This window comes from Clostridioides sp. ZZV14-6345 (assembly GCF_020657775.1).
Classification (GTDB): Bacteria; Bacillota; Clostridia; order Peptostreptococcales; family Peptostreptococcaceae; genus Clostridioides; species Clostridioides difficile_D.
Genome location: NZ_JAGWCX010000077.1, coordinates 1 through 17322 on the forward strand (window position 1 = coordinate 1; position 17322 = coordinate 17322).

Annotated in this window: 15 protein-coding genes, 2 pseudogenes and 1 riboswitch; of the genes and pseudogenes, 6 read left to right on the forward strand and 11 right to left on the reverse strand. The window is 30.1% G+C overall.

The window, feature by feature from the left end; all coding sequences use genetic code 11:
* Positions 1-14: 14 nt before the first annotated feature.
* The 9 genes from KGF39_RS16580 to KGF39_RS16620 all read right to left on the reverse strand — a co-directional run bounded on the left by KGF39_RS16580 (position 15) and on the right by KGF39_RS16620 (position 9233).
* Positions 15-932 carry an ABC transporter permease/substrate-binding protein gene (locus KGF39_RS16580; RefSeq protein ID WP_413927097.1) on the reverse strand — a complete coding sequence of 306 codons (918 nt, stop codon included), beginning with the start codon at positions 930-932 and terminating at the stop codon, positions 15-17.
* 341 nt (positions 933-1273) lie between these two features.
* Positions 1274-3514, reverse strand: coding sequence for an excinuclease ABC subunit UvrA (locus KGF39_RS16585; RefSeq protein WP_227823139.1), 2241 nt, complete (start codon positions 3512-3514; stop codon positions 1274-1276).
* Positions 3515-3760: 246 nt separating this feature from the next.
* On the reverse strand, positions 3761-3988 hold the full coding sequence (locus KGF39_RS16590; RefSeq protein ID WP_227823140.1) for a hypothetical protein: 228 nt from the start codon (positions 3986-3988) through the stop codon (positions 3761-3763).
* A 35-nt stretch (positions 3989-4023) separates the two neighbouring features.
* The gene (locus KGF39_RS16595) at positions 4024-4179 is read right to left on the reverse strand and encodes a hypothetical protein (protein ID WP_227823141.1); all 156 of its coding nucleotides are present in this window, start codon (positions 4177-4179) and stop codon (positions 4024-4026) included.
* Between the two features lie 335 nt (positions 4180-4514).
* A complete protein-coding gene (gene hslO, locus KGF39_RS16600) occupies positions 4515-5390 on the reverse strand; it encodes an Hsp33 family molecular chaperone HslO (RefSeq protein ID WP_227823142.1) in 876 nt (291 codons plus the stop codon).
* A 221-nt stretch (positions 5391-5611) separates the two neighbouring features.
* Positions 5612-6358, reverse strand: a complete 747-nt coding sequence (locus KGF39_RS16605) for a class I SAM-dependent methyltransferase (protein ID WP_227823143.1) — start codon at positions 6356-6358, stop codon at positions 5612-5614.
* The gene (locus KGF39_RS16610) at positions 6345-6590 is read right to left on the reverse strand and encodes a small, acid-soluble spore protein, alpha/beta type (RefSeq protein WP_200907950.1); all 246 of its coding nucleotides are present in this window, start codon (positions 6588-6590) and stop codon (positions 6345-6347) included. Before KGF39_RS16610 ends, KGF39_RS16605 begins: the two co-directional genes overlap by 14 nt.
* Positions 6591-6721: 131 nt before the next feature.
* A complete protein-coding gene (locus tag KGF39_RS16615; RefSeq protein WP_227823144.1) occupies positions 6722-7840 on the reverse strand; it encodes an N-acetyldiaminopimelate deacetylase in 1119 nt (372 codons plus the stop codon).
* 199 nt (positions 7841-8039) lie between these two features.
* A complete protein-coding gene (locus tag KGF39_RS16620; protein WP_227823145.1) occupies positions 8040-9233 on the reverse strand; it encodes an L-serine ammonia-lyase in 1194 nt (397 codons plus the stop codon).
* 322 nt (positions 9234-9555) lie between these two features.
* Here KGF39_RS16620 and dapA (KGF39_RS16625) point away from each other — a divergent pair, with 322 nt between their 5' ends.
* From dapA (KGF39_RS16625) to dapD, 5 genes are all read left to right on the forward strand, one after another.
* Positions 9556-10437, forward strand: a complete 882-nt coding sequence (dapA, locus tag KGF39_RS16625; protein ID WP_227823146.1) for a 4-hydroxy-tetrahydrodipicolinate synthase — start codon at positions 9556-9558, stop codon at positions 10435-10437.
* 77 nt (positions 10438-10514) lie between these two features.
* A riboswitch (Lysine riboswitch) is annotated at positions 10515-10688 on the forward strand.
* A gap of 172 nt (positions 10689-10860) precedes the next feature.
* Positions 10861-11862: an aspartate-semialdehyde dehydrogenase gene (locus KGF39_RS16630; RefSeq protein ID WP_227823147.1), complete on the forward strand. Its 1002-nt coding sequence runs from the start codon at positions 10861-10863 to the stop codon at positions 11860-11862.
* 123 nt (positions 11863-11985) lie between these two features.
* Complete coding sequence (gene dapA / locus KGF39_RS16635) at positions 11986-12873, forward strand: 4-hydroxy-tetrahydrodipicolinate synthase (RefSeq protein ID WP_227823148.1); 888 nt, start codon at positions 11986-11988, stop codon at positions 12871-12873.
* A 66-nt stretch (positions 12874-12939) separates the two neighbouring features.
* Positions 12940-13689, forward strand: coding sequence for a 4-hydroxy-tetrahydrodipicolinate reductase (dapB, locus tag KGF39_RS16640; RefSeq protein WP_227823149.1), 750 nt, complete (start codon positions 12940-12942; stop codon positions 13687-13689).
* Between the two features lie 181 nt (positions 13690-13870).
* Entirely contained in the window at positions 13871-14587 is a 717-nt protein-coding gene (gene dapD / locus KGF39_RS16645; protein WP_003428057.1) for a 2,3,4,5-tetrahydropyridine-2,6-dicarboxylate N-acetyltransferase, read from the forward strand.
* 228 nt (positions 14588-14815) lie between these two features.
* Here the strand turns inward: dapD and KGF39_RS16650 are convergent.
* Positions 14816-15463 (reverse strand): annotated as a pseudogene (locus tag KGF39_RS16650) (SPFH domain-containing protein); the annotation flags it as partial.
* A 192-nt stretch (positions 15464-15655) separates the two neighbouring features.
* Here KGF39_RS16650 and dapB (KGF39_RS16655) point away from each other — a divergent pair.
* On the forward strand, positions 15656-16411 hold the full coding sequence (dapB, locus tag KGF39_RS16655; RefSeq protein ID WP_227823150.1) for a 4-hydroxy-tetrahydrodipicolinate reductase: 756 nt from the start codon (positions 15656-15658) through the stop codon (positions 16409-16411).
* A 185-nt stretch (positions 16412-16596) separates the two neighbouring features.
* Here dapB (KGF39_RS16655) and KGF39_RS16660 read toward each other — a convergent pair.
* A pseudogene (locus KGF39_RS16660) lies at positions 16597-17322 on the reverse strand (collagen-like protein); the annotation flags it as partial.

Below are 17322 nucleotides of genomic sequence, written 5' to 3' on the forward strand. Positions count from 1 at the left end.
GGCAATCTTTTCAATTACCAACGTGTCGCACCTGGATAAATATCAAATTCTCCAGTCTCCATAGCTGGCTGAATATTAGATGTTCCCCCACCTACACCTTGTGTAATTTCTACTTTTAGGTCTGTGTTTTTTTCAATCAAAATATCCAACATCTCACCAAGAATATATTGTTCAGTCATAGGTTTTGTAGCAATATGAATAGTTTGAATCTTTGAAGAATTAAAGAAATACAATGTAAAGATAGTTACTATAAGAATAAGGCTTCCTAGAATGGCGAAAACTTTTTTTCTATTTTTCTTTTTTCTTTTTCGTTGAAAGAATCTTTCTACTAGTCCTAAAACAAAATCAAATATTAGAGCTAATAGCGCAATAAGTATGCTTCCAGTAATTGTCATTACTGTATTATTTGTCGTGATTCCTCTATATATGGCTACACCCAAACCTCCAGCACCTATAAATGAGGCGATACCAGCTAGAGCAATTGTCATAATTACCATGTTTCTAATACCAGACATAATAACAGGCAAGGCTAGTGGAAATTTTATTTTATACAGTATCTGAAAATCTGTACTTCCCATTCCTCTAGCAGCTTCAATAATATTTTTATCCACATTAGTAATTCCAGTATATGTATTTCTAACCATAGGCAATAATGCATAAATAGTAAGAGCAATAACAGCAGTAGTATTCCCTATTCCAGAAAATGGTATAAGAAATCCTAACATAGAAATAGATGGAATAGTATATAGAAAATTGATAGTTCCTAATATGGGTTTAGAAGAATTATGAAATTCACTTACAATAATACCAATTATACCACCTAAAACAATTGCAATTATTATAGAAATAATAGAAATAGTCAAGTGCTCTATGGATAGCTTTATAAAAAAATCACTTCTTTCAGACAATAAGGTTAGAATATCCTTTATCATTCATCTCACTCCTTTTCATGAGTTTTACTTAACAAGATTTAAATTTTAATGTAGTTAATAGTCATCATTTATATATCAACAAATTATTCTATAAATTACATGTTAAGATTATAATATCAAACTTGCAAGTAGGCACAAAAAAGTAACTATTAGAGAATCTTATCTCGATACCCTACATAAAAATAAGAAAAAATGCCAGAATCGTTAAAAATTTGATATTTAAACGAATTTCTGACACTATATTTAATTAAATTTTAATATTTCTTATATTATTTACTACTATTAAGTTTAAGTATCATTTTATATACCCATTATATTTATTAATATATCATATATATTTATTATACTATATATTTTGCTGTTAATGATATTTTATTGTTACATAATTGTTTGGGAGTTCCTTCAAATATTACTCTCCCACCTTTGGTTCCTCCTTCAGGACCCATCTCAATAATCCAATCAGCTCTTTTAATTACATCTATATTATGTTCAATTATTATAACCGTATTTCCATTATCTACAATTTCTTCAATTATACCTATAAAATTCTCAATATCAGCCATATGAAGACCTGTTGTTGGTTCATCTAATATATACACCGAACTTTCCTTATTTAATTCACTAGCAAGCTTTAATCTTTGACACTCTCCTCCAGATAAAGTATCAAGAGTTTGTCCTAAAGTAAGGTATCCAAGACCCATTTTTTCAATACATTGTAATTTTGTTTTAATCTGTTTTAAATTAAAAAATTCAATTGCATCTAAAACAGACATTTCAAGAACTTCTATTATATTCTTCTCTTGAAATCTATATTCTAAAACTTCTTTTTTAAATTTTTTACCTTCACAAGCATTACAAGTGCTCTTTATGCTCTCCATAAAAGCAAGATTCATCTCTACTATCCCAGAACCCTTACAATTATCGCAAGCTCCTTCTGAATTTGAACTGAATAAAGAAGCCTTTACTCCATTTGTTTTTGAAAATATACTTCTTATATTGTTCATAATTCCACTATATGTTGCTAAACTTGACCTTGAATTTGCTGAAACAGGGCTTTGGTCTATAAGTACAGCATTAGGGTTTTGCTTTAAAAATTCATCCTTAATTAATGTACTTTTACCCGCTCCTGCTACTCCAGTAACTAAAGTCAATACACCTTTAGGTATCTCAATAGATACATTTTTTAAGTTGTTCTTATTGCAATTTTTAATTTCTAAATATCCCCTATGTTCTCTTATACTTTCTTTAATAGAAAGAGATTTACTTAAAACATTCCCTGTCAATGTACCACTTGTAAGTAGCTTTTCATAACTGCCTTCATACACAACTTCTCCACCATACTTACCTGCCCTTGGTCCCATATCTACAATATGGTCTGCAATCTTAATAACATCTGGGTCATGTTCAACAACTATAATCGTATTCCCTTTATCACGTAGTTGTTTTAAAAGGTTATTTAGTTTATGCACATCTTTTGGATGAAGCCCCACACTTGGTTCATCCAAAATATACATTAAATCAACAAGATTACTATTTAAATACTTAACCATCTTTATACGCTGTGATTCTCCTCCTGATAGAGAAGATGTCTCCCTATCTAGAGTTAAATATCCAAGACCTATATCTATGATACTATTTAACTTTTCTACTATTCCTTTAAGTAGAGGTTGTGCTTCTGGCTCATCTATATTTTTAATAATTTCAACCAATTCATCAATTTGCATACTAGTTAAATCTGCTATATTATAACCATTAATCAAAGACTTATATACTCTTTTATGAAGTCTTTTTCCATCACAGACAGGACATTTATCTTCTATAAGAAGTTTACTTAATTTTTTCTTAGTAGCTTCAGAGATTTCTCCTTCTTTACTTAGATATAGACGATTAAATTTAATCATTAACCCTTCATATGTCATGTTAGTTTGACCAGCATTTTCTATCTTAATCTTTTCTGCTTTACCATGTAAAAATTTTTCTAACTCTATATCTGAATAATCACATATCTTTTTATCAATATCAAAAAATCCTGATTCAGCAAATATATTCCAGTGCCAAGAACCCACTCCAAATCCTGAAAGCAATATAGCACCTTCATTTAGTGATTTATTCATATCAAGAATCTGACTCATATTAGGGATTAACTTTTTTCCAAGTCCATGACAGTGTGGACACATACCATCAATATCATTAAAAGAAAACATGTTAGCGTTACCTATATACTCACTACCAAATCTTGAATATAAAGCCCTTAAAAATGAATTTACATCTGTAATAGTACCTAGAGTTGACCTTGAATTACCACCAAGTCTACTTTGGTCTATGATAATTGGTGTTGAAAGATTTTCTATACAATCAGCTTTAACCTCTCCATACTTAGGTAAAAAACTTCTTACAAATGTACTAAACCTTTCATTTAGTTGGCGTTGTGATTCTTTTGCAATTGTCTCAAATACAATAGATGATTTTCCAGAGCCTGATACACCTGTGAATATGGTTATTTTTCTTTTCGGTATTTTTAAGAAAATGTTGTTTAAATTATTTTCTTTGCATCCTTTTAAAATTATAAATTCATTGTTCATATTTTACCTCCTGCATTATTTTTCTTTAAATTCTTTAGAGCAAATCGTAATAATAGTTGTTAGTTATACATAAATAAAATACTATTTTATTAGATTACTCCTTCTTTTTCATAAACACAGGTCAAATTATAGCATGTAGATTTTATCTGGTAATATAGTGTAGGGTTTGATTTTTGTAAAATATATATCTATTTTATTTAAACATTATCACATATATTTTATCTAAATAGCATCCTTTTATTTTAATTAATCTTCACTTAATACAGATGTAAGCTCAAGGTCGTTTAAAAGATGCTCAAAATAGCTATGCGCTGAAATATATCCTATACCATACATTTTGCGCTTTGAGTTTACAACCTTATATTCATAACATGCACTCTTAACTTTGTTGTAGTCATTAAAATCCATTGCCTTATAGATAGCTCTTTCATTTCTTGGTATATACTTTACATATTTTGGCTTAATAAAATACAAATCATCTTTTATCTTACGTTCACGTTTAAGCTTCTTTAAAACTGCCCCATTCTTTCTATGGCTGATTTAAATTTTCTACTATTACTCTCAGGAATAGGCATTTCAAGTTTTCCGTTAAAATTCTTTGCAATTAAAAATATCATCAATAATATCAATATACTTATTCCTATGTGCTTCGTTTTACTTTCCATATGTAAAACTTTCTCCTTCTTATCAATTCAAATATCTTATAAACCTTTGTGGCAAATAGGTTGAAATATACAAATTATTTTACAATATTTTATTGTTTCATACAATCTTTGACACAAACTATAATAAAATAAAAAAGCCTTCTAACTGCAACACTTCAAATATTACAGCCAGAAAGCTTCTTAATTCTTAAAATTTATTAAGCTTAAAAATTTATAAACTTATTTTTTAATAGAAATATGCCTATTATTAATAAATTATACTTTAATTACTATATCAATACGACATTACTATGTCATTTTGACATTGCTTATATCAATACAACTATTTTTATAGTCTACATTTCTTTTAAAATCTCAAGCAACTCTTCTTCACTATACACATACTTCTTATTACAGAACTGGCAACCAACTTCTGCTTTTTTATCTTCTTCTATTATTTCAGCCAATGATTTTTTACCGATTGCAACCAAAGCAGTTTTTACTCTTTCTTTTGAACATTCACACATAAACCCAACTTCGCAGGTATCAAGTATTTTAGGCTCCAAACCATCTAAAACAATATTTAATATATCCTCTGGTGATTTTCCTTCTTTTAACATGTTAGTTATAGAAGGTAATTTAGCTACATTTTCCTCTAACTTAGCAATAGTCTCTTCTTCTGCATCTGGCATTAATTGCACTATAAATCCTCCAGCAAACTCTACTTCATCTTCTTTTGTAAGAACACCTAAAGCTACTACTGAAGGAGTTTGTTCTGATACAGCAAAATAATAAGTAAAGTCTTCTGCAATTTCTCCACTTACCAATGGATAAGTCCCATTATATGGTTCTCTAAGACCTAAGTCTTTAATAACTTTTACAACACCTTCTGTTCCTACTGCTGCTGCTACATTTAACTTTCCATTTGGATAGTCTTCAACCTCTACTTGTGGATTTCCCACATATCCTTTTACCATTCCCGTAGAATCTGCTGTTGCAATAATAGTTCCGATTGGACCGCCACCTTTTATTATTACAGTCAATTTATCACTATCATTTTTCATCATTAGTCCCATTATAGATGTAGCTGTTAATGTTCTTCCAAGTGCTGCTGTTGCTACTTTTGTAGTTTTATGTAATCTTCTAGCTTCCTCTACTGTATTTCTAGTAGTTGCGACAAATGTTCTAACTTGACCATTTCCTGATGTCGCTCTTAGTACATAATCACTCATTAATATTCCTCCATGTTCCGTTAATTGTCCTATTTTATTATATTACTACCTTAATTTTAATCTATAAATACTTATCTATCTTAACCTTGGGCAAAACCCCTTTTATTTTAATTTTACTAAGTAATAGTCATTCTATTTTCATTTTAATCTATAGAACTGCATTTTCTATATTTTTATATAATGGTTATTTTTAATAATTATCTTGTATAGCCAAAGATATCTTATTTTTTACATATAAAGAAGATTCTTTGGCTTTCTTCATTAGGTTTATCAAATGTAAAATCTCCATAAGATTTTATATCCTTAAATCCAGATTTTTCAAGCATATCAACTATCTCATCTTCAGTATATGCTCTTTGTTGGTGTATTTCTTCAAATCTTTCAAATTTTCCACATTCGTCTTTAATAAAAAATGTCAGTTCCATTTCAATTAGATTCTCTTCTTCATCAAAGTAATTTTGCCACATATATGCTATATCTTCTCTATTTTCTCCATACATATTATTTCCCAATATGTTGGCTAATTTATAAAATGAACTTATATCAAATATGAATATTCCATCTTTCTTTAATAATTCATATGTCTTTGAAAATACATTTTCCAAATCATCATCATAAGTTATATAGTTGAATCCATCACAAGCACAAAGTACACAATCCAAATCAGATATTTCAAAATCAAGCTCTGATATATCTTGTTGAAGTAAAACTAGTTCTACTCCTTCTTTTTCTGCCTTTTCTTTTGCCACACTAAGCATCTCATCAGATATATCTATACCAGCTATATCGTAATTCTTTTTAGTCAATGGGATTGTAAGATTACCTGTACCACATGCCAATTCCAATATATTTTTTACTTTTACACCTTCACCATCTATTATGTCTTCTATATATTTAACCCATCCATTATAATCAACTTCATTCATAAGTTCATCATATACAAACGCAAAATCACTATATTGACTCATCCTTTTTATTCTGCCCCTCCACAATCTTTTTCAGCCTCTTTTTGCGTGATGTAAGCATACCTCCAATTCTTCCAGCTTCCTTAGCTGTAAGCCCTGCCCATCCACGTTCACCAACTTTGTCCATAAGACCTAGTTCTGAGGCTATCTCATATTTCATTATATCATCATTTGTCAATATTTTAGTATTCTTGCCATTAGTTAGCTTCTTTTCTCTTTGCATATTTTCTTTCAAAAAAATCACCCCTTCTCATTTGTATTTTTGTCAATTAAAAGAAATTTATACAAATATCTAAGGGGTATTTATCAATACACTTCTTTTTAAATTTAGGTATTTCAGCTTTTTAATTCTTATAATTTATTTTTCTAATCTATAGCATTTTTATATTTTAATAATTTTGCATAAACATTCAATGCATTTACACATATCTTTTCATCAAAATTAAAGTTTATATTATGAAGACCATTTACAAATCCTTTTTCTTCGTTTCTTGAGCCTAGCATAAAAAATAATCCTGGAACTTCCTTTTGATAATAAGAGAAATCTTCTGATATCATAAGTGGTTCTAACTCTACTACAGTATCATTTCCAACAGCTTCAACAAACTCTTGATACAATCCCTTATCATTTTTAACAGCAATATAGTCATCTATAATATTTATATTAATCTTACAGTTATAAGCTAATTCAAACCCTCTAGCAAGCTCTCTAACTCTAAGCTTCATTCTCTCATACACTTCTGGGCTGAAACATCTCATAGTACCTTCCATCTTTATATTTTCAGCTATTATATTTCTTCTAGCTCCTCCTTCAATTCTACCAATAGTCAGCACTGCATTGTCTATTGGACTTATATTTCTTGATACTATAGTTTGAAGTGAACTTACAAAGTTTGAAGCTATCACTATACCATCAATTCCATTTTGTGGCATAGCTCCATGTCCACTTTTAGATACTATTTCTATATCAATATCCCCTATTTGTGCCATAAAGTAGCCTTCCCTTGTACCTACATAACCTTCTGGCAACTCTGGATATATATGAAGCCCATATATCTCATCAACATTGTATTTCCTAAGCACACCTTCATCTATTAAAGCTTTTGCCCCACCAGGTCCTTCTTCTGCTGGTTGAAATATGAATACTATATTATCATTTAGCTCTTCTTTATTATCATTTAAATACTCAATTAATCCAAGTAATATAGTAGCATGTCCATCATGACCACATAAATGTTTTACCCCTTCTTCACTATGAAGACCATCTATATCAGCTCTAAAAGCTATATCTCTTTTAGGTCTTTTACCTTCTATTACGCCTACTATACCTGTTTCTAAGTAAACTTCATACTCAATTCCTAATTTATCAAGATAATCTCTTATGTATTTTGAAGTCTTATACTCTTTTCTCCCAATCTCTGCAATAGGGTTTAATGCTTTCCTATGCTTATAAATTTGTTCTTGTAAATATGATGCCTCTCTCATGTAATCTCCTCCAATTTCTAATTTATTAAAAAAATATTTCTATATCTCTTATAATTAAAATATTATATAACATGTTATACTAAATAAAAATTTAGATTGAATATAAAAATATTTCGCATTATTAAATAATTCACCATTAATAATAATTCCCCTGTTTCATAAATCAAAACAGGGGAATTATTATTAAAAAATTTTATTTTTAACAAGAGAAGAAATGTTTAGCAAGTCCACCCTTGGCTGTTTCTTTGTACTTATCCATCATATCGATACCAGTTTCTTTCATTGTTTCAACAACTTGGTCTAAGGAGACAGAGTGTGAGCCATCAGTTAATAATGCATAATTAGCTGCATCATAAGCTCTTTGAGCTGCCATAGCATTTCTTTCTATACATGGAATTTGAACATATCCATATACAGGGTCACAAGTCATTCCTAGATGATGCTCAAGTGCTATTTCTGCTGCATATTCAATATGGTCTATAGTTCCACCTTTTAGGTATGCTACTGCCGCTGCTGCCATAGAACAAGCTGCACCAACTTCACCTTGACATCCTACCTCTGCTCCAGATATTGAAGCATTAGTTTTTATTATATTACCTATTATTCCAGCTACAAGTAATGCTTCAATTATTTTTTCGTCATCGTACTTATAAAAATCTTGCATTGCAAAGAATATTCCTGGAATTACACCAGCAGAGCCACAAGTTGGAGCTGTAACTATTATATTTCCAGAAGCATTTTGCTCTGAAGCTGCTAGTGCATATGCATATACAAGTGTTGAGAAGTTCTTATCTTTTTGATATTCATTATAAAATGTACTTGCTCTTCTTTTTAATAATAGTTTACCTGGTATTATTTCATCTGTGCTTAATCCATCATCAATAGATTTTCTCATAGCATCTTTTATAGTTTTTATATAATCTTTTATGTCTTCTGGTTCACATTCCAACACAAAATCTACTAAAGTCTTATTATTTACTTTACACCATTTTACTATTTCATCCATAGTATCTAAATGATATATGCTGTTACTTTTACTGTTTCTTTGACCTTCCTCTGCTATAGTCCCTCCACCTATAGAATATACAGTCCATTCAGCTGTTACATTTCCATCTTTATCTAAAGCTTCAAACTTCATTCCATTTGGGTGAAAATCTTTTATAATATCTTCTTCCCAAACAATTTCAACTTTTTTAGGTGCTATAGTTTTTTCAATTATATAGTCAGTTAAATGACCTTTCCCTGTAGCTGCCAAACTACCATATAATATTGCTCTAAAACTTTCTGCATCTGGATTTTCATTCTTAAATTTTTCTGCTGCTCTTTGTGGCCCCATAGTATGAGAACTTGAAGGCCCACTTCCTATTTTAAAAAGTTCCTTTAAAGTATCCATATTATTCCTCCTAAATTTTCGGTATTATTACTTATTATTAGATTTTACGCACATATTTATTATAACCTAAATATATTAATTATTAGTTATTAAATTCGCATAAAATTTATTTTTTATTTCCATTTTGGTATATTTTATTAAATTAATATGCATATTTTGAGAATAAAACATTTATTTCAAATTTTTCTAATATTAATATAATATAAATATCTTATTTAAACAGTTAAGATATTAACTATACCTATTAAAATTAATTAATTTGTACTATAATTATTATTGTACTTAAAAAATTAAATTTAGATAAAAAAGGAGATTTGATTATATGTTATTTAAAGGTTCTGCTGTTGCTTTAGTTACCCCATTTACAGAGGATAATAATGTCAACTTTGAAAAATTAGGTGAATTAATCGAATACCACATTGAGAATGACACAGATGCACTAGTTGTTTGTGGAACAACAGGTGAGGCGACTACTATGAGTGAATCTGAAATTTTTGCTGTAATAAAATATACAGTTGAAAAAGTTAATAAGAGAATACCTGTTATAGCAGGTACTGGTTCAAACAATACTATGTTGTCTGTTCATATGAGTCAAGAAGCCGAAAAATTAGGTGTGGATGGTCTTTTAATAATAACTCCTTACTATAATAAGACTAATGAAAAAGGTCTTAAACTTCACTTTGAAACAATAGCAAATAGTGTTAAGTTACCAATTATTTTATACAACGTACCAGGAAGAACTAAAGTAAATATAAAACCATCTGTTGTGGCTGAACTTGCTAAAATAGATAATATAGTTGCTGTAAAGGAAGCAAGTGGAGACTTAGCTCAAGTTGCAGAAATAGCTAAATTAGTACCTAAAGATTTTGCTATATACTCCGGTAATGATGATACTATACTACCACTATTATCATTAGGTGGAAGTGGTGTTATCTCTGTACTTGCTAACATCTGTCCTAAAGAAACACATGATTTAGTAAATAAATTCTTTGAAGGTGATATTGAAGGCTCAAAAAAATTACAACTTGATATGGATGCTTTAATTGCTGCCCTATTTATAGAAGTAAATCCAGTTCCAGTTAAAACTGCCATGAATATTTTAGGTTTTAATGTTGGAGATTTAAGACTTCCTTTAGCTGAAATGGAAGAAGCTAATCTTAGTGTGTTAAAAGATGAATTGACAAATTTTGGATTTAAATTTTAGCAATATGTATATAAATAAGTTGATTTTTTCTTGAATATGTATTATTATTAGAATAATCAAATTTTAATATCCTATTAACCTAGGGTAGAGGTAGCTGTAACTAAGAGTATCCAATAGTAGCTGGCAGGTGTTAATGATTGGAAAAAGGATTTACAGCCGAAGAAAATATTTCTTGCAATAATATTTTCTGGGATTACACATAACATGTGTAATACTGTCACTTATATTGTAAGTGATGAGCTACAGGGTTTACTTTGAGTGATAAACTAGACGTACAAAGTATACCTTTGTACGTTTTTTGTATATAGTTAAAGTTGTTAATATAATATTAAAGTTTTTGTATATATAAAAATATTAACATATCTTACTTGTATAATTAAAATCAAATAATGTTTTAATAATTTAAAATTGGGGTGAATTTATATGAAAAAAGTAAATGTAGCAATAGTTGGTGCTACTGGAATGGTAGGTAGAACATTTTTAAAAGTATTAGAAGAAAGAAACTTTCCAATAGAAAATTTATTTTTATTCTCTTCTTCTAAATCAGCTGGTTCTAAAGTAATGTTTTGTGGTAAAGAATATATAGTAGAAGAATTAAAAGAAACTTCATTTACTGATAGAGGCATACAAATAGCATTATTCTCTGCCGGAGGAAGTATTAGTGAAAAGTATGCTCCAATAGCTGCTTCAAATGGAATCTTAGTAGTAGATAACTCTAGTCACTGGAGAATGAATCCAGATGTTCCTTTAGTAGTTCCTGAAGTAAATCCAGAGGCTATAAAAAATCATAAAGGTATAATAGCTAATCCTAACTGCTCTACTATACAGGCTATGGTTCCTCTTAAGGCACTTGATGATAAGTACAAAATTAAGAGAGTAGTCTACTCTACTTACCAAGCTGTATCTGGCTCTGGTGTTAAAGGTGTTGAAGATTTAGAAAAAGGAATGAATGGTAATCCTACTGGATTCTACCCTCATCAAATCTCTTACAATTGTCTTCCTCATATAGATTCATTTACTGAAAATGGATACACTAAAGAAGAAATGAAAATGGTAAATGAAACTATGAAAATACTTGATAACTACGATTTAAAAATAACTGCAACTACTGTAAGAGTTCCAGTAAGAAATGGTCATAGTGAATCTATAAATGTTGAGTTTAACAATTCATTTGAATTAGAGGATTTAGTAAAAACACTTGAAGAAACTCCAGGTGTTGTAGTAGTTGATAATCCTGCTAAAAACGAATATCCAACTGCTGTAGAATTTGATGATAGAGATGAGGTATTTGTTGGAAGGATAAGAAGGGACTTTAGTGTTGACAGTGGTGTAAATCTTTGGGTTGTTGCTGACAATATAAGAAAAGGTGCTGCAACTAATGCAATTCAAATAGCTGAAATGGCTTTATCATACGATTTAGTATAGTATAGTATACAAATTTGTATAAATATATAATTTTGTAAAATATTAATAATAAATAAAAAAAATAAGCATTAGAAGTAGCTGTAATATGAAACACAAAACTAAAAAAGAGGGGATTGATTTTATATGATATTTAAAGGTTCTGCTGTTGCTCTAATTACTCCATTTACAAAGGATAACAAAGTTGATTTTGACAAATTAGGTGAATTAGTTGAATACCAAATAGCTAATGGTACTGATGCTATAGTATCTTGTGGTACTACTGGTGAAGCTAATACTATGACTGATGAAGAACAACTTGCTACTATTAAGTATGTTGTTGAAAAAGTTAATAAAAGAGTTCCTGTTATAGCTGGAAGTGGTTCTAATGATACTATGCACTCAGTTAATTTAAGTCAAGAAGCTGAAAAATTAGGAGTAGATGCTCTATTAATAATAACTCCTTATTACAATAAAGCTAATAAAGCTGGACTTAAGCGTCATTTTGAAACAATCGCTAACAGTGTTAAACTTCCAATTATACTTTATAATGTCCCTGGAAGAACTTGTGTAAATATAAGCCCTAGTCTTATAGTTGAACTTGCTAAGATAGATAATATAGTTGCTGTAAAAGAAGCTAGTGGGGACTTAGGACAAGTTGCAGAAATAGCTAGTTTAGTTCCAGATGACTTTGCTATCTACTCTGGTAATGATGATACTATACTTCCTTTATTATCTTTAGGAGGTCAAGGAGTTATATCAGTACTTGCTAATGTTTGCCCTCAAGAAACTCACGATTTAGTAGCTAAGTTCTTTGAAGGTGATATAGAAGGTTCTAGAAAATTACAACTTGGTATGGATGCTCTAATTGCAGCTTTATTTATAGAAGTAAATCCTATACCAGTTAAGACTGCAATGAATTTATTGGGATTCAATGTTGGAGATTTAAGATTACCTCTAGCAGAAATGGACCCAGCAAATTTAGAAGTGTTAAAGAAAGAGTTAGTTAACTTTGGACTAAAAGTTAATGCATAATAAAAATTAATGCAGGATAAAAAATAAGTTTGGTCAAAAGTTAGCCCTTAATCATAGGAGGAAATTATGTTAAAAGTTATAGCAACTGGTTATGATGGAAAAATGGGTAAGATTTTAGCCGATACTATAAGAGAAGATAGTGAATTAGAATTGGTTTGTGTTTCAGCTAGAGGTATGGATAGCTGTGAAGGCGACCTTAAAATCTATGAAGATATGAGCACTATAGTGGAAGAAGTTGATGTGGTTATAGATTTTTCTCATCACTCTAATTTAGATAATATCTTATCTTATGTTTTAAAGACTAAGACTCCTTTAGTAATTGCTACTACTGGATATAATGATGAAGAAATGAACAAAATACATGAAGCAGCTAAAGTTATTCCTGTATTCCAATCATATAATATGTCTCTTGGTGTAAATGTATTAGTAAAATTGGTTAAAGATGCAGCTAAATTATTAGAAGGATTTGATATAGAAATAATAGAAAAACATCACAACAGAAAAGTAGATGCCCCAAGTGGCACAGCTGTTATGATTGCTAACGCTATAAAAGAGGTTTTACCAAACGTTGAAAATAATTATGGTAGATATGGCCGTAGTGCAAAAAGACAACCAAATGAAGTTGGTATTCATGCTATAAGAGGTGGAAATATCGTTGGTGAACATGATGCTCTATTTGCTGGAGATAATGAAGTCCTTACAATAAGCCATCAAGCCCAATCTCGTGGTATCTTTGCAAGTGGTTCTATAGCTGCTGCTAAATACTTAGTTAAACAAAAACCAGGATTTTATAATATGGACAGCATGTTAGGATAATAACAAGATAATAATACACAGTATAATCAAACATATACAATAAATAAATTCATTTAATACTATGCTTATACAATAAAAACCTGTAAAATAAAATATAAATAATGAGAAGTAAGTATATACTAAAATTGACAAATAAGTATATAATAAAAGAAATATAATGAAATACAAGGAGAATTAACAAATGGTAAATTTAAACGATGCTTATGAAATAGCAAGGTATATAAAAGAAGTTAAAAAGAAAACACCTGTTAAGGTATATGTAAATACAAACTCTTTACATTTCCAATCAACTGATAAGTTTAAGGTATTTGGAAGTAATGGCTCTTATATATTTGTAGGTGACTACGAAGATATAATGGAAGTATTAGACAAACATGGTAATGATATAACAGATACTCATGTAGAATACGATAGAAGAAATTCTGCTATTCCTCTAAAAAATACTTTAAGTGAACATGCAAGAATTGAGCCAGGTGCAATAATAAGAGACATGGTTACTATAGAAAAAAATGCTGTTGTAATGATGGGAGCTGTTATAAATATAGGAGCTGTTATTGGTGAAGGTTCTATGGTAGATATGAATGCTGTTATTGGAGCTAGAGGTACTCTTGGTAAAAATGTTCATTTAGGTGCTGGTGCTGTTGTTGCTGGTGTTTTAGAGCCACCTTCTGCTACTCCTGTTATAGTTGAAGATGATGTTTTAATAGGAGCTAATGCAGTTATTCTTGAAGGTGTTAGAATCGGTAAAGGTGCTGTTGTTGCAGCTGGTGCTGTTGTAACTACTGACGTAGAAGCTGGTGCTGTTGTTGCTGGTTCTCCTGCTAAAGTTATAAAAATGAAAGACGAAAAAACGGCTGACAAGACTAAACTTATGGAAGACCTTAGAAATTTAGATTAATTAAATAGTAATATATTAATTAAAAAGATTAATTAAAAAGGTGTCTCTGTATGAATTTAATTCATTGGAGGCACCCTCTTTTTTATAATATTTTTTCTCTTATTTATGCTTATTTTATTTATTTTTACAATTCTCTTATTCATTCTTGTAGCATTTTTATTTCTTGCTTATAAGTATTTTTATTTCCTTCAATATATCAACGAAACAAACTATTAAATTTTCTATAGCTTAATAAATAGAACTACTATTTACTACTGGTTGTGCATCTTTATTGCCACAAAGAACCACTAATAGATTACTTACCATAACTGCTTTACGTTCTTCATCTAAAGTTACAACATTATTTTCACTTAAATTAGTTAATGCCATCTCTACCATACTTACAGCCCCTTCAACAATCTTTTTACGTGCTGCTATTATAGCCTCAGCTTGTTGACGTTGTAACATTGCTGCTGCAATCTCTGGTGCATAAGAAAGATGAGTAATTCTCACTTCACATACTTCAATTCCAGCAATATCAACTCTTGACTGTAATTCATCTTTTAATCTATCTGCTATTTCCTGACTACTGCCACGAAGAGATTTTTCATCTCCATCTTCAGACACATCATATGGATAGAGTCTTGAAATATTACGAATAGTAGAATCACATTGAATAGATAAAAAAGTATTATAATTATCCACATTGAACACAGCCTTTGTTGCATCTATAACCTTCCAAATTACAACAACTCCTATTATAATCGGGTTTCCTAATAAATCATTAACTTTCTGCTTTTCATTATTAAGAGTCATTGTTTTTAAAGATACTTTCTTACCTCTTGAATTAGTTGATATATCTACTTTTTCATCAGATGAAGATTTTGACACATTAATATATTGATTTTTAAATAAATTTTATGAGATATGAACTTATATTTAATATATATTAAATCTGGATGCAATTTTTTTAATATCTGGTAAGTTATAAGCTTATTATCACTAATATTATTTTATATAAATTGTATTAGTGATAAAATAAACTTATAGCAATATAACAAATTTTTATTAATTTCATAGGAGGAATTTATGTTGAAAGTTATAATTAGTGGTTATAATGGAACAATGGGAAGAGTGTTAGCTGAATGTGTAAAAAAAGATAATGAATTAGAGTTAGTTTGTGGTGTAGCTAGGTCTGCTGATGAAAAAAGTTATCATGGTGGTACAAAACTTTACAAAACAATGACTGATGTAACTGAAAAAGCTGATGTAATAATAGACTTTTCACATCATGAGACTTTAGAACCAATATTATCATATGCACTAAAAAATAATACACCTGTAGTATTGGCTACTACTGGATATGATGAAAGTGATTTAAACAAAATAGAAGAAGCATCAAAAAATATTCCTATATTGTTATCATCAAATACATCTCTTGGAGTAAACATTTTAATAAAATTAGTTAAGGATGCTTCAAAAATGTTAGAAAGTTTTGATATTGAAATCATAGAAAAGCATCATAATAGAAAAGAAGATGCTCCTAGTGGAACTGCTACTATGATAGCCAATGCAATTAAAGAAGTCTTACCTCAAAAGATAAATACACATGGGAGATATGGTAGAGATTGTAAAAGAAAATCAAATGAAGTTGGAATACACTCTATAAGAGGTGGTAATATAATTAGTGACCATGATGTTATATTTGCAGGTGATAATGAAGTTCTTACATTAAGTCATCATTCTCAATCTGACGAGGTATTTGCAAACGGTTCTATAGTTGCAGCTAAATTTTTAATTGGTAAGCAATCTGGACTTTATAAAATGTCAGATATATTAGGATAGGTTTTGTACACAATAAATCTCAATCTATTTAGATATTCATATTTTGTAATTTGAATACTCAATGGATTGAGATTTTAACATATATTCTTTTTTGCCTATAAAAATTCTTTTAACTATTATTTTATTTATTACCATGTAAAATCATATTGTTTGTTATTTATAGTTTTTCTTATTTATTATATTAATTATTGTATTCTATAAACTGATACATACCCAGCTGGAGAAGTACCTGTTGTACCTGAACCAAATGTAAAACTTAAAGTAACAGCTGCTGCTCTAGTATCAACCAAAAAGCTTAAACTTACACTTACATCTGATGAAGTAAGTGTATTTACTGCTTTTGCAACAAAGTTATTTTGAGCTGCTCCATTAAAGTTAGTAGTAATTGACATAAACCCTGCAAGCGAAAGCGTAGCACGTATACCAAAAGATACATTATATATCCCTCCAACTGCAAGATTTATAGTACTACTTGTTGGAAAAGTTATATTGGCTCCATTTATAAATGATGAGTTAAATGTCACTAGTGAATTATTTCCTAAGCTTGAAGAAGATACTATAAATTGTGCATTGTTTGATGCTAGTACTCCCGTTGCTCCTGTGTTTCCTGTTGGACCTGTTGCTCCATTTGCTCCGGTTGCCCCTGTGTTTCCTGTTGGGCCTGTTGCTCCATTTGCTCCAGTCGCTCCTGTTGGACCTATTGCTCCTGCTACTCCATTTGCTCCCGTTGCTCCTACTGCTCCTGTTGGACCTGTTGCTCCATTTGCTCCGGTTGCTCCCGTTGCTCCGGTTGGTCCAGCCACTCCGTTTGCTCCGGTTGCTCCCGTTGGGCCTATCACTCCATCTGCTCCCGTTGCTCCTGTTGCTCCTACTGCTCCGGTTGGGCCTGTTGCTCCATTTGCTCCGGTTGC

What these genes read in the sequence shown, in the direction of transcription:
- KGF39_RS16580 (WP_413927097.1), bottom strand. Translation starts at nt 932, where the DNA reads ATGATAAAGGATATTCTAACCTTATTGTCTGAAAGAAGTGATTTTTTT.
- KGF39_RS16585 (WP_227823139.1), bottom strand. Translation starts at nt 3,514, where the DNA reads ATGAACAATGAATTTATAATTTTAAAAGGATGCAAAGAAAATAATTTA.
- KGF39_RS16595 (WP_227823141.1), bottom strand. Translation starts at nt 4,179, where the DNA reads ATGGAAAGTAAAACGAAGCACATAGGAATAAGTATATTGATATTATTG.
- hslO (WP_227823142.1), bottom strand. Translation starts at nt 5,390, where the DNA reads ATGAGTGATTATGTACTAAGAGCGACATCAGGAAATGGTCAAGTTAGA.
- KGF39_RS16605 (WP_227823143.1), bottom strand. Translation starts at nt 6,358, where the DNA reads ATGAGTCAATATAGTGATTTTGCGTTTGTATATGATGAACTTATGAAT.
- KGF39_RS16615 (WP_227823144.1), bottom strand. Translation starts at nt 7,840, where the DNA reads ATGAGAGAGGCATCATATTTACAAGAACAAATTTATAAGCATAGGAAA.
- KGF39_RS16620 (WP_227823145.1), bottom strand. Translation starts at nt 9,233, where the DNA reads ATGGATACTTTAAAGGAACTTTTTAAAATAGGAAGTGGGCCTTCAAGT.
- dapA (WP_227823146.1), top strand. Translation starts at nt 9,556, where the DNA reads ATGTTATTTAAAGGTTCTGCTGTTGCTTTAGTTACCCCATTTACAGAG.
- KGF39_RS16630 (WP_227823147.1), top strand. Translation starts at nt 10,861, where the DNA reads ATGAAAAAAGTAAATGTAGCAATAGTTGGTGCTACTGGAATGGTAGGT.
- dapA (WP_227823148.1), top strand. Translation starts at nt 11,986, where the DNA reads ATGATATTTAAAGGTTCTGCTGTTGCTCTAATTACTCCATTTACAAAG.
- dapB (WP_227823149.1), top strand. Translation starts at nt 12,940, where the DNA reads ATGTTAAAAGTTATAGCAACTGGTTATGATGGAAAAATGGGTAAGATT.
- dapD (WP_003428057.1), top strand. Translation starts at nt 13,871, where the DNA reads ATGGTAAATTTAAACGATGCTTATGAAATAGCAAGGTATATAAAAGAA.
- dapB (WP_227823150.1), top strand. Translation starts at nt 15,656, where the DNA reads ATGTTGAAAGTTATAATTAGTGGTTATAATGGAACAATGGGAAGAGTG.